The organism is Candidatus Amarolinea dominans (assembly GCF_016704685.1).
Lineage (GTDB): Bacteria > Chloroflexota > Anaerolineae > SSC4 > Amarolineaceae > Amarolinea > Amarolinea dominans.
Window position 1 is genome coordinate 1 of sequence record NZ_JADIZS010000013.1, and the last position, 12,207, is coordinate 12,207.

The window sequence follows — 12,207 nt, forward strand, 5'->3', positions numbered from 1 at the left end:
AAGATGGCGGAAGTATGTCGGGCAGAATGCCGGGTCCCGTGTCACGCACGTTGATCTCCGCGCGATCGGCGATCAGCCCGGCCGCGATGGTAATGGCGGTGCCGGGCGCGGTGTGGACGTGCGCATTGTCAACCAGGATCAGCAGCACCTGCGTGAGGGCATCTCGATTGCCCTGCACGTCCAGGTCAGGCGGCGGCTCGCACACGATGGTGTGCTGCGGCGCCATCAGCCTGGCCCGGCGGCAAACTTCTGCCAGCAGGGACTTCAGTGGGACGGCTTCATCGCGCAGGGCCTTGCCGGCATCCGCCCGCGCCAGCGCCAGCAGCTGGTTGACCAGGCGAATGAGGCGATCTACTTCGTCGTTGGTATCGGTCAGGACTTCGCTGCGCTCCGCGGCTTCGATGGGCGGATCGCGTCGCAGCAGTTCGATGTTGCCGCGCACGGTTGTCAGCGGCGTGCGCAGTTCATGCGAAGCATCGGCCACAAAGCGGCGCTGCGACTGCAGCGCGTCTTCAAGCTGTCGGTAGCCTGACTCCAGTTCACCCAGCATGTCGTTGAAGGTGGTCGCCAGTTGACCAACCTCGTCGGCCGGCCCGCGGTGCTCCACCCGGCGGCTGAAGTTGCGCTCGGTTCCGATGACCTGGGCGGTGCGGGTAAGGCGCTGGATGGGACGCAATGCGGTCCCGGCCAACACCCAGCCCAGGGCAAAAGCCGCCAGGATGGCCAGGCTGCTGCCGGCCACCAGAATCAAGCGCAGGGTATTGAGGGTCTGTTGCGGTTGGGTCACCGGAAAGGCCACCTGCACAATCTCGATCACGTCCGCGCGCGTGGCGACAAGCGTGCTGTAGATGAGCAGCGGCTCATCCTGCACCTGCGCCGTCTCGAACCAGCCTGAGCCGGCCTGCACACTTTGCAGGCCGGCGTCGCTCAGGGGCAGGTTGACGCCGCTCAGGTCAAGCGTTTGTCCGGTTATCGTGCCGGTGATGCTGCGCGTTTGCGTCCAACGGCCTGGGAGGGTGCCGCCGGGCAGAGTCTCTGCCGGCGCTTGGGGCGACAGCGTTTGATCAGGCGCCGTGGTATCGCCAGGCGGTGGCCCAGTAGGGTGCTCATCGCGCCGGGCATAAAAATCAACCTGACGTATCAGGTTGGTCGCGATGCTGCCGTATGTCGCCCGCGTTTGGATGATGTAGAGGGTGATACTGAACGCGACCAGGGTCAAGGCCAGAATCGCGCTGTAGAAAAGGGTTAGCCGCAGTCGGATAGACATCGTGCGCCTCACGACTCCTCGCGCAAAACGTAGCCCACGCCGCGCACCGTCTGAATCAGGCGCGATTCGCCGCCGGCCTCCAACTTCTTACGCAAATAGCCGATGTACACCTCCAGGACGTTGTCCTCGCCGCCGAAATCATAGCCCCAGACCTCCTGCAAGATCTGTTCGCGGGTCAACACCTGGCGGGGATGGCGCATGAGGAAGTGCAGCAGGTCATACTCTTTCGAGGTCAGACCAAACGCACGCGCCTGCCGCTGCGTTTCACGGGTCATGGGGTTGAGTGATAGATCGGCGTAGACGAGCATTTCGTCCCTGGCGGTCACCGCGGGACGGCGCAACAGGGCGTGCAGGCGTGCCAACAGTTCGGCCGGTGCAAACGGCTTGACCAGGTAATCGTCGGCGCCGCTCTCCAGCCCTTCCACGCGCTGCTCCACGGCATCGCGCGCGGTCAGCATCAATACCAGGGTCTTGTCACCGGCCGCGCGCAGATGTTCGAGTACACCCAGGCCATCGAGGCCGGGCATGAGCCAGTCGAGCACCACCACATCCGGGCGCTGCGCCTGCAGCACAGTCAGCGCGGCGCGGCCATCACCGGCGCTGAGGACACGGAAACCTTCATAGGCCAGCGTGCGTTGCAGCATCTTCAGCAGTTTGGGATCATCATCTACAATGAGTACGGTTGCCATGTCGTATTCTACCTGCGGTCCAAACAGTCCGGTATTGTTGCTCAAATTATACACTGCAAGCGGGAATGGACTTCACTTTTCCGCCTACGGAAACAGGCGCAATTCGTGCCCGCTTGCAGTATAGCACAATCCGTCTGAGGCGCGGTTAAGCCGATGCTGTGAAGATGCTGAGAGATTTTATCCCTTCCCATTTCCCGTGCTATGATTCCTGTGCTATGATGTTGCACCATGCTCACTCGTTACCGTTTGGCCGGCGCGGGGCCAGCGCTGGCCGCCATTCTACTGATCGCCGTTGCGCTGCGCCTCTGGGGGATCAACTTCGGCCTCCCCTATCTTTATCATCCCGATGAGCCGGGCTATGTCGCCATCGCCCAGAACATGGTCAAGACGGGCGACCTCAATCCGCACTTCTTCAACTACCCGACCCTGTTTTTCTATCTCAACTCCCTGGCGTATTTGCCCTTCTATGCGGTGGGCAGAGTGCTCGGCGTATTCCAAACGCCGGCCGACATCCCCGCCCCGATCCTCCTGGTGGGCGGTGCTGGCATGACCCCGCTGGCGGCTACCTTCTGGTTGGGTCGCCTGCTGACCCTGGCTTTTGGGACCGGCGCGGTGCTGCTCGTTTACCTGGTTGGGCGTCAGTTGTTTGGTAGTCGGCGCGTCGGCCTGCTGGCCGCTCTCCTGCTCGCCATTTCGCCAACGAATGTGACGCATAGCCGCTACATTACGCCGGATACCTTCGTGGTTTTCTTTGCCGTGTTCAGCCTGTGGGCCGCGGTCCGGGTTTATCAGCGCGGCCGCACACGGGATTACGTGCTGGCCGGCGTGATGGCGGGGTTGACTGCTGCAACCAAATACAACGGTGCGTTGATCCTGGTATGCATCGTGGCAACCCACTTTCTACGCGCCGGTTGGCGTGGCTGGCGGGATAGACGCCTCTACCTGGCCATCGCGGCCAGTGCCCTGGCCTTTACATTCGCCACCCCGTTTGCCATCTTCGACCCTGCGAAATTCATGGCCGACTTGAGCCTGGAAGCGCGCCACTACGCGACGGGCCATGCTGGCGGCGAAGGGAACGCGGCCCTGTGGTACGTCACTTACCTGTGGCAAGCAGAGGGATTGACGGCACTGTTTGCACTGGCCGCCCTGGCGCGCGGGCTGTGGATGCGAACCAAACCCGTGATCGTGGTGGCAGCTTTCCCTGTCGCCTATTTTGTGTTCATCAGCAATTTTATGGTGCGGAACGACCGCACCCTCGTGCCGTTGACGCCCTTCCTGTTTCTGCTGGCGGCCCTCTTCCTGGTTCACGCCTGGGACTGGCTGTACCGGCGTGAGCCTGGCCCGGACATCGTCCTGCCTGGCACGCGCCCGCCCTGGGCCAGGGGCGTCGCGGGCTTGCTGCTGGCGTTGACCCTCCTCATCCCCTTGACGGGAACCATTCAGGGCGCGAACCGCCTGACCACGGTTGACAGCCGTGAAACCGCGCGCGTCTGGATTGCGCAGAACCTTCCGCCCGGCGCGCGCGTTGTCCTGGAGTCGTACGCACCCTACGTGGACCCCCAACGCTTCACCGTGCTGGGAGTCTACCGGCTCATCCTATATCCACCAGCCTGGTACATCAACGAGAAGTTCGACTACCTGGTGTTCAGTGAAGGGATGTTCAAACGGTTTTACCGCGAGCCGGAGAAATACGCCGCGCAGATCGCGGAGTATGATGCTCTCTTCCAAGCCTTTGAGCCAATCAAGATCTTTACCGATGGTGGCTACGAAGTCCGCATTTACCGGATCATGGCTCATTGAAGCATCCCTGCCCTTGCAAGCCCCACGCCGGCTGGGAAACGTTGTGTCCCTGTCAAACCCAAACGCGCGTCTTATGACCTGTATCAGTGTACGATTGGCGCGGGTCTGGCATACTGTGGCACAGTGTCCCCGACCTAATTCGAGCAAGGGATAGCCCGCGCCATCGGCCATGTGCCGTAGATGCGGCAGCCGGGAGGCCGGGCAGATCAAGATCCGTGCGTTGACGCATGGGAGGACTGAGCGATGAAGAAAATAGTTGTCATTCACATCAACGACGGCGAAAGCACAACCACCGTCGAGTTCTTGGGCCAGCCGATGGAAATCCGCCGTATCGGCTGCCACGGCGACCCCGACAAGGCCGAAGCCTTGATGAACCAGGTTGATGGCACCGTGGATGTGATCGGCCTGGAAGGCATGCCTCATTGGTTGGAGCTTGGCCCGGCACGCCGCGAACATTCCGTGGGCACACGCCTGAGCGGGATCACCACGCAGACGCCGGTCGTGGACGGCAGCGGTATTCGCGCCGGCATCGAGCGGTGGGGTGTCATTTTAGCCGACCGTGCGCAGCCCGGTATTTTTGCCGGAAAGCGTATCTTGATGGTGCCGGGCTTGAACCATGCCGGGCTATCACAATCTCTCGGCCGGCGTAGCGAACAGATGCGCTTTGCTGATCCGGAGATTTTCTTTGCCCTACCCGACATCCCTGGCGTCGGCGCCAAGTGGATGCTGGAACAAGCGGCCGCTCCCACCCTGGAGCAGTTACAGGACGCACCCTTCCGTCGTCTGCTGCCCGAAGCCGGTCATCCCGGCGTGGAGCGCAGCAAGGCGCCGTTCGAATGGGCCGATCTGCTGGCCGGCGACATCGGTACGATTCGCCGCTACGCGCCAGAGGACCTGAAGCGCAAGACGATCGTGGTGGAATCGGCCACCGCAGAAGATGTCGAAGATCTGAAGCGCCGCGGGGCCAGCATCGTGGTGACGATGATTCCGGCGCTGGTCGAAAGGGGGGCGTTAAGCCCCTGGTCGGCCACGGTGTTCGAATGTTGCCTGGTGGCCGCCAGGCGCAACCCTGACGCGCCGCTGAACGAGGACACGTATCTTGACCTGATGGCCGATCTGCAATGGACGCCGGGCGTCCGTTACTTGCAGCCGGAGGAGATGGGCCTCAATAAGTTTGCCTTCGTCATCCATCCACTCAACATTGGCTTCATTCACAAGCACGATCGCTTCCGCTGGACGAAACACCTGCCCGATGAGATCGTGGAGCCGATTGCGGCCCTGGTTCCACCCATGTACGTGGGCAAGATCACCGGCGGGCAGTCTCCCGCCACCGGGCAGAAGATCGAGGGTTATCTGATTTCGCTCGGCAGCACGCCGCGCGAGATGATGAGCAGGGACGAGAATTTTACCTACAAGAAATTGGTGCAGTCGGCCAAGATGGCCGAGCGCTTCGGTGCGCGCATCATGGGCCTGGGCGCCTTCACCTCGGTGATTGGCGATGCCGGCATTACCACTGCACATCAGTGTGACATTGCCATTACCAGCGGCAACAGCCTGACCGTCTCAGCGACGCTGGAAGCGGCCAAGCAGGCCGTCATCAAGATGGGCGCGACGGACCTGACCAAGGGGAAGGCGATGGTCATCGGTGGCACCGGCTCCATCGGCTCGGTCTGTGCGCGCTTGATTGCGCAAGCCATCAAGGACGTGGTGTTGGTTTCGATCGAGCCGGAGCGATTGATCGAATTCAAGCGCATGATCGAGGAGGAGACGCCCGGCGCGCAGGTGACGATTTCGACCCGGGCCGGCGACCTGGTGGCTGACTGCGATCTGATCATCACCGCCACTTCGGCTTTCGGCCAGCGCATTGTGGACATCACCAAGTGCAAACCCGGCGCGGTGATCTGCGACGTGGCTCGCCCGCCCGACATCAGTGAGCAGGAAGCCGCGCTGCGCCCCGACGTGCTGGTGATCGAATCGGGCGAGGTGCTCATTCCGGGCGACATCAACATCACCTACGACATCGGCCTGCCGCCCAAGACGGTCTACGCCTGCCTGGCGGAAACTTCACTGCTGGCCATGGAAGGGCGCTTCGAGGACTACACGCTGGGGCGCAACATCACGATGGAGCGCGTGAAGGAAATCTACCGGCTGTTCAAGAAGCACGGCTACCAGTTGGGCGGTCTGCGTTCGCACGGCAAATTCGTCACCGAAGAAGAAGTGGCGCAGAAGCGTGTGCAGGCCGATTACTGGCGTGCCCATCCCGCAGAGTTCAAGGCCATGCAGAAAGAAGCCGGCGCCAAGCTGGAGAAAATTCCACGCATGTCCAAGGGCGTCAAGACCAAGCAGAACTCGCTCAAGCAGTGGGGGCCGTTGGCAGCTGTCGCCGGAGTCATCGGCGGGCTGATGCTGGCGGGGCGGGGGAGGAAGTAGGGGGAGAGATTGGAGACCGGAGATTGGAGATTGGAGATCAGGGGTGGGGGAAGTGTGTGGGTCTCCAGTCTCTGATCTCTGATCTCCGGCCAACAGAGTGGACGATGTTACATTATTGTCAATGGCAAGCGTGGCATCACACCGGAAACAGCTTGGCTTTTTGCACAGGCCTTTGGCACCACCCCAGAGTTTTGGACAAATCTCCAAGCCAATCATGATTTGGCCAAGAAGCGTCCGCGCCGTGAAATTATGCAATTACAGCCGATATTGAAAGCGGCCTGAGAGTCGCCCACGATGCCAGTGAAGGCTGCACTGCTTCCCTGAATTCGGACACCTCGCGCGCCAGACCATGCTGCTCACGGCAGGGCGCGGCAACAGGCCAGAACAACCTTTCGTCACAGCAAAGTTCAAGAGCCAGATTATCGAAACTTTGCCAAATTGCCTGTTGGGTGTATGATGCGCGTGGGAGGCGAATCATGAGCGATCAACAACTTCTTGAGCGAATTACGATCAACTCCAAGGTCATGGTGGGAAAGCCTGTTATCAAAGGGACGCGCCTCACCGTCGAGTATATTCTGAATCTGCTGGCGCACGACGCCACATCGGCAGAGATTCTCAAAGAATACAAAGGACTCACGCAGGAGGATATTCGAGCCTGCATCCTCTTTGCCACCCGTGCACTTGAAAGCACCATCTTCATGCCGCTTACTGTGGAGATGGCATAGTGCGTTTTTTGGTGGATGAATGCACGGGACCAGCAGTAGCTGAATGGCTGCGAGCACAGAAGCATACGGTCTATTCCGTGTACGAAGAAGCGTCCGGAATGAACGATGATCGCATTATCCATAAGGCATTTACAGAGAACTGGATTCTCATCACGAATGATAAGGACTTTGGAGAACAAGTTTACCGCGAACGCCGCCCTCACAGGGGCGTGGTCTTACTACGACTTGATAACGAGCGGGCAGCTGTCAAGATTGATGTCCTACGACGATTACTCGAAGTCTATTCAGAGAGGCTGCCTGACCGGTTTGTGGTCGCAACAGAGAGAAATGTTCGGTTTAGCGCGTGAGCTTTGAAGCCTACCTGGATCGAAGCCTGCCTGGATCGAAGCCTGCCTGGATCGAAGAGCCAAAGCTTGTCCGAAATTGACGTCTGAGGTCGCTGCACCCGCTAATCCATCGGCGCCTGGCGGCGGCCAGCGTGACGCCACAAAATCCACCCAGCGACCGCGGCCCAGCCCAGGCTGCCGAGCAGGCCAACGGGCAACGGGCCGAGCAGTGAACTGGGGTTGCCCTGCACGAGGAGGACGCCCAACGCGCTGATGCCGTTGATGGCCGCATGCCCGATGACCGCCGGCCAGACACTGCCGGCCCGCAGCGTCGCCCAGGCCAGGAAGACACCGGTGACGACGGTGAACCATACCATCAGCAGCATTCCGGTCCAGGGCGCGCCCGGATAGCCAAAGCCGTAGTTGTGTCCCATGGCGATGACCGGCCAGTGCCATACGCCCCAGATCACGCCTGAGACCAGCATCGCCCGTCGTTCACCCAACGGCAGCAGCTTCGGCAGCAGATAGCCTCGCCAGCCAAATTCTTCGCCAAAGGTAAACAGTCCATTGAGCAGGGGCGCAATCAGCACCGCGCTGCCCAGTTGCGCAGCCACGATCAGCCACGGATTCATCGTGGCCGTCTGCGCGTTCTGCGCCAACATGCCGCGCAGCATGGTGAGATCCGGGTCGAAGTAGCGCGGCAGGAGGGCAAAAAAGACCGCTGCGCCCACGATTGTCGCCAGCGCCGGCACGACCCAGGCCGCCAGCCAGTAGCGCCAGCCCCGCTTGAAATGCGGTCGCAGCCACGTATCCTGCCAGCCTTCACGCGTGAGCAGTCGCGTCAACACGTGCGCCAGCGCCGGCGCCCACATGTAACCCACCGCCAGCAGAACAACCGCCAGGGTCAACTGCAATTGTGGAACCAACACCGGGCTGTTGACCAGGCCGCCCGTGAGGAAAATGACCAGACCGATGATCCAGGCGAGGCCAAAAGCCAAAGCCAGGAAAATACCTAAGCGCTTGACATCCAAACCATTGTTCATCCGTTATCACCTCTGTCATGTGCCCTGGATCGCCTCGCAGACCGGGCGTCCATATTTATTATACCGTTGTCCGCGGCTGTAGTATAATCGCGGTGTGAAGAGATGGCAGAAGTGATCTGTACCGTCGAAGAGGAGTCTGCATGTCCAGTGATCTGATCCACGGCGCTTGCCCGCACGACTGCCCCGATACCTGCGGCATCATCAGCGAAGTCGAGAACGGCCGGGCCGTCAACTTCTACGCCGATCCAAACCATCCCGTCACGCAGGGCTGGCTGTGTGCGAAGGTGCGCCCCTACCTGGAGCGCGTTTATCATCCCGACCGCCTGACCCATCCGCTGCGCCGCGTGGGGCCGAAGGGGGGCGGGCAATGGGCGCGCATCACCTGGGATGAGGCCATCGCGGAGATTGCGGCGCGCTGGCAGGCCATCCGCGTCGAGTCAGGCGCGGCGGCCATCCTCCCCTATTCGTACAGCGGCACCCTGGGCCTGGTGCAGATGACCGTGTGCAACGCCCGCCTCTGGAATCGCCTGGGCGCCAGCCATTTACAGCGCAGCATTTGCGGCGCGGCCGCGGAGTTCGCCGTCGAATCCACCCTGGGCGCCCGCCACAGCCCCGCGTATGAAGATGTGGCTCAGAGTCGTCTCATCATCCTCTGGGGTCACAACCCAGCCAGCACTGCGCCGCATTTCATGCCGGCCCTGCGCCGCGCCCAGCGCGCCGGCGCGGAGACGATCGTCATTGATCCGCGGCGCACCCTCAGCGCACACGGCGCCAGTCTGCACCTGGCGCCCCTTCCCGGTACGGATGGCGCGCTGGCGTTGGGCCTGGCGCACATCATTGTGCAGGAGAACCGCCATGACGAGGCCTGGTTGCAGGCAAATACGGTCGGTTGGCCGCAGTTCAAGGCGCGCCTGGCCGATTACCAGCCGGCGCGGGTGGCGCAAGTCACCGGCCTGGCGGAGAGCGCCATCGTTGACCTGGCCCGGCGCTACGCCAGCGTGCGCCCAGGGCTGATCAAGATCGCCGATGGTCTCAACCGTCACCGCAACGGCGGGCAGACCGTGCGCGCCGTCTGCGCGCTGCCTGCCATCACCGGGCAGTACGGCGCGGCCGGCGGCGGCCTGGCCTACAGCACCAGCGGCTATCTGCGCTGGGACAGCGAGGCGGTTTCTCACGCCGCGGACTGCCCGCCCGCGCCGCGCAGCGTCAACATGAACCGGCTGGGCGCGGCTCTGCTGGGCGAGATCAACGATCCACCCATCCGCTCGCTCTATGTGTACGGCGCCAACCCGGCTGCCAGCGCACCCAACGCGGGCGCCATCGTGGCCGGCCTGCAGCGGTCTGACCTGTTCACCGTCGTACACGAGCTGTTCATGACCGACACTGCTGCCTACGCCGACATCGTGCTGCCGGCCACATCGCAACTGGAGCACACCGACCTGCACAAGGCGTATGGGCATACCTATCTGCAATACAACAGGCCGGCCATTCCGCCCCTGGGCGAGAGCAAGAGCAACTGGGACGTGATGCGCCTGCTGGCGCAGGCGTTGGGCCTCGACGATCCCTGGCTGCAGCAAGGCGCCGATGAGGTGATTGAAGAGGTTCTGACCGCCACGGCCAACCGGCTGCCGGCCCTGCACGGCATCACCCTGGCGCGGCTGCAAGAGGGACGGCCCCTGCCCCTGACGCTTTCGCCGGCAGCGCCATTCGCCGATCTGAACTTCCCAACGCCGAGCGGCAAGGTGGAGCTTTTCAGCCAAAGCCTGGCCGACCTGGGCCTCGATCCGCTGCCCGGTTTTGTCCATGACGATGACACCGCGCCCGCGCCGGATGGCTGCGCCGAAGCGGATGCGCTGCAACTGGTCTCAGGCGCCGCGCATCACTTTGTCAGCAGCAGCCTGGCCAACCTGGAGAGCCTGTTGGCGCTGGAAAAATCGCCCTTCCTGGAAATTCATCCCCTGGACGCCGCGGCCCGGCAGATTGCGCAGGGCGACAGGGTGATCGTGGAGAATCGGCGCGGCCGCTGCACCCTGCGCGCCGTGGTCACTGGTGCCGTGCGCCCCGGCGTGGTCGTCTCGCCCAAGGGCCGTTGGTCGCGGCAGGGAGACGGACACAACGTCAACTGGACCACGTCCGATGCCCTGGGTGACATGGCCGGGCAGAGTACATTTCACAGCAACCGGGTGTGGGTGCGGTCGGACAGTCGCCAGGTTCCTGCGCCCGCCGAGCAGCAAAGCATGGAAGATCAACACGCATGAAAATCAGCCGTGGCACGCTGGCCGCCGCCGGCGCCTATGTTCTTTGGGGCTTCTTCCCCATCTACTGGAAATTTCTGCAGAGCGTCTCGCCCCTGGAGATTCTGATTCATCGCATCCTGTGGTCATTGGTCGTGGTGCTGGCGCTGTTGGCGGTGCAAAAACAGTGGCAATGGCTGCGCCAGAGTCAGGCCCGGCCGGCTATTCTGCGCACGTTCGTGGTCACCGGCATCTTGCTGGCGATCAACTGGCTCGTCTACATCTGGGCCAACAACAACGGGCACATCGTGGAAGCCAGCCTGGGCTACTTCATTACGCCGTTGGTCAATGTGCTGCTGGGTCTGCTCTTCCTGCACGAACGCCTGCGGCGGGCGCAGTGGTTGGCGATCGGCATCGCCGCGGCCGGGGTACTCTATCTGCTCCTCAACGCCAGCGGACTGCTCTGGATTTCGCTCACGCTGGCGTTCAGCTTTGGCATCTACGGCCTGTTGCGCAAGACGGCGCAGCTTGGGTCGCTGCCCGGCCTGACCGTGGAGATGATCGTGCTCTGCCTGCCCGCGCTGGCCTACGCGCTGTTTCTGCAGAGCAGCGGGCAAGCCGTTTTCGCGCATGGCCCGGCTTCAACCACGATCTTGCTGGCGCTCTCAGGCGTGGTCACCGCGGTGCCGCTCTTGCTTTTCGCCCACGGCGCGCGCCAAGTCACGTTGACCAGCCTGGGCGTGCTGCAATACATTGCGCCGACGCTTCAGTTCCTGATCGGCGTGCTGCTCTACGGAGAACGCTTCACCACGCACCGCGTGATCGGCTTCAGCCTCATCTGGCTGGCGCTGGTGATCTACGCCTGGGACAGCTATCAACTCAGTCGAAATCCGTGAGTGATGCCCGATCTCCATTGCGATCTGATTCAAGTTCCTGCAGAATTTGCCGAATATGCTGCTTGACTTGTGGGAGGCGTCTTTCGATAGTCTCCCAGACCAACTCATAGTCAACACCGAAGTAGAAGTGAATGAGCCTATCGCGCATTCCAGCCATTTCACGCCAGGGGATATCGGGATATGAATGACGTATCGAATCAGGCACCTGCTTTGTGGCTTCGCCGATGATCTCGAATTTCCGCAGGACCGCACTAGACGTCCTGTCGTCGGCCTCAAAGGCTTGCAGATCCATATCCACGACAAACGACTCAATGCTGTCAATTGCATGCAGTATATCCCACAGATAAAGGCGAAGATCTCTCACAGGATGATTACCTCTTGGAGTACAGCGTCGCGTAATTCCTCACGGAGCGCGCGACGAGGAACAACATCTACAGGGCGCTGAAGGCGTTCTTCCAGAAACTGGCTCAAACCGACCAAATCGAACAGATCAGCGCCATCCTGAAAATCAACCAACAAGTCAACGTCACTTGATGGATGTTGTTGGTTGCGCGCAAAAGAACCGAACAAACCAATCGTGCGTAGTTTGTAGCGAGCGATCATAACCGTCTTGAATGATCGAAGAGTAGTAATTATGTCTTCCATCTTATACCTTTTTATACCTTTTATACCTTCCATCATAGCGGAATTCTAACGGGAAATGGCTGGGGTGTCAATTGCAGCAGGACAATAATAGGCGACGGACAATCACCCGATTGTTGTCGGTGGGCAGGCTGTGCTATACTTACGCGCAACCG

Annotated in this window: 11 protein-coding genes; 6 read left to right on the forward strand and 5 right to left on the reverse strand. The window is 61.4% G+C overall.

All coding sequences use genetic code 11. The annotated features are described in order from the left end of the window. Both IPF85_RS09315 and IPF85_RS09320 read right to left on the reverse strand, forming a co-directional pair. Nucleotides 1–1,267 (reverse strand): HAMP domain-containing sensor histidine kinase (locus tag IPF85_RS09315; protein ID WP_343407808.1); only part of this gene is annotated, 1,267 nt, incomplete at its 3' end. Nucleotides 1,268–1,275: 8 nt separating this feature from the next. After that, nucleotides 1,276–1,956 (reverse strand): response regulator transcription factor, encoded by a 681-nt coding sequence (locus IPF85_RS09320; RefSeq protein ID WP_343407809.1) that lies wholly within the window; start codon nucleotides 1,954–1,956, stop codon nucleotides 1,276–1,278. A 228-nt stretch (nucleotides 1,957–2,184) separates the two neighbouring features. Between IPF85_RS09320 and IPF85_RS09325 the strand changes: the two genes are divergently transcribed. The 4 genes from IPF85_RS09325 (at nucleotide 2,185) to IPF85_RS09340 (ending at nucleotide 7,258) form a co-directional block, all read left to right on the forward strand. Beyond that, on the forward strand, nucleotides 2,185–3,756 hold the full coding sequence (locus IPF85_RS09325; RefSeq protein ID WP_343407810.1) for a glycosyltransferase family 39 protein: 1,572 nt from the start codon (nucleotides 2,185–2,187) through the stop codon (nucleotides 3,754–3,756). A 243-nt stretch (nucleotides 3,757–3,999) separates the two neighbouring features. Beyond that, nucleotides 4,000–6,186, forward strand: a complete 2,187-nt coding sequence (locus IPF85_RS09330; RefSeq protein ID WP_343407811.1) for a serine carboxypeptidase — start codon at nucleotides 4,000–4,002, stop codon at nucleotides 6,184–6,186. Nucleotides 6,187–6,662: 476 nt separating this feature from the next. After that, nucleotides 6,663–6,911, forward strand: a complete 249-nt coding sequence (locus tag IPF85_RS09335; RefSeq protein WP_343407812.1) for a DUF433 domain-containing protein — start codon at nucleotides 6,663–6,665, stop codon at nucleotides 6,909–6,911. Beyond that, nucleotides 6,911–7,258, forward strand: coding sequence for a DUF5615 family PIN-like protein (locus IPF85_RS09340; RefSeq protein WP_343407813.1), 348 nt, complete (start codon nucleotides 6,911–6,913; stop codon nucleotides 7,256–7,258). Before IPF85_RS09335 ends, IPF85_RS09340 begins: the two co-directional genes overlap by 1 nt. A 101-nt stretch (nucleotides 7,259–7,359) precedes the next feature. Here the strand turns inward: IPF85_RS09340 and IPF85_RS09345 are convergent, their stop codons facing one another. Continuing rightward, the gene (locus IPF85_RS09345) at nucleotides 7,360–8,280 is read right to left on the reverse strand and encodes a CPBP family intramembrane glutamic endopeptidase (RefSeq protein WP_343407814.1); all 921 of its coding nucleotides are present in this window, start codon (nucleotides 8,278–8,280) and stop codon (nucleotides 7,360–7,362) included. Between the two features lie 140 nt (nucleotides 8,281–8,420). Between IPF85_RS09345 and IPF85_RS09350 the strand changes: the two genes are divergently transcribed. Beyond that, nucleotides 8,421–10,538, forward strand: a complete 2,118-nt coding sequence (locus IPF85_RS09350) for a molybdopterin oxidoreductase family protein (protein ID WP_343407815.1) — start codon at nucleotides 8,421–8,423, stop codon at nucleotides 10,536–10,538. Next, nucleotides 10,535–11,410 carry an EamA family transporter RarD gene (rarD, locus tag IPF85_RS09355; RefSeq protein WP_343407816.1) on the forward strand — a complete coding sequence of 292 codons (876 nt, stop codon included), beginning with the start codon at nucleotides 10,535–10,537 and terminating at the stop codon, nucleotides 11,408–11,410. Before IPF85_RS09350 ends, rarD begins: the two co-directional genes overlap by 4 nt. Here the strand turns inward: rarD and IPF85_RS09360 are convergent. After that, nucleotides 11,394–11,774: a DUF86 domain-containing protein gene (locus IPF85_RS09360; RefSeq protein ID WP_343407817.1), complete on the reverse strand. Its 381-nt coding sequence runs from the start codon at nucleotides 11,772–11,774 to the stop codon at nucleotides 11,394–11,396. The genes rarD and IPF85_RS09360 overlap by 17 nt on opposite strands. Then, the gene (locus tag IPF85_RS09365; RefSeq protein ID WP_343407818.1) at nucleotides 11,771–12,091 is read right to left on the reverse strand and encodes a nucleotidyltransferase family protein; all 321 of its coding nucleotides are present in this window, start codon (nucleotides 12,089–12,091) and stop codon (nucleotides 11,771–11,773) included. Before IPF85_RS09365 ends, IPF85_RS09360 begins: the two co-directional genes overlap by 4 nt. Between the last annotated feature and the right edge of the window lie 116 nt (nucleotides 12,092–12,207).

Bases quoted from the DNA above. Each gene is read 5' to 3' on its own strand.
- IPF85_RS09320 (WP_343407809.1), bottom strand. From the start codon at position 1,956: ATGGCAACCGTACTCATTGTAGATGATGATCCCAAACTGCTGAAGATG.
- IPF85_RS09325 (WP_343407810.1), top strand. From the start codon at position 2,185: ATGCTCACTCGTTACCGTTTGGCCGGCGCGGGGCCAGCGCTGGCCGCC.
- IPF85_RS09330 (WP_343407811.1), top strand. From the start codon at position 4,000: ATGAAGAAAATAGTTGTCATTCACATCAACGACGGCGAAAGCACAACC.
- IPF85_RS09335 (WP_343407812.1), top strand. From the start codon at position 6,663: ATGAGCGATCAACAACTTCTTGAGCGAATTACGATCAACTCCAAGGTC.
- IPF85_RS09345 (WP_343407814.1), bottom strand. From the start codon at position 8,280: ATGAACAATGGTTTGGATGTCAAGCGCTTAGGTATTTTCCTGGCTTTG.
- IPF85_RS09350 (WP_343407815.1), top strand. From the start codon at position 8,421: ATGTCCAGTGATCTGATCCACGGCGCTTGCCCGCACGACTGCCCCGAT.
- rarD (WP_343407816.1), top strand. From the start codon at position 10,535: ATGAAAATCAGCCGTGGCACGCTGGCCGCCGCCGGCGCCTATGTTCTT.
- IPF85_RS09365 (WP_343407818.1), bottom strand. From the start codon at position 12,091: ATGATGGAAGGTATAAAAGGTATAAAAAGGTATAAGATGGAAGACATA.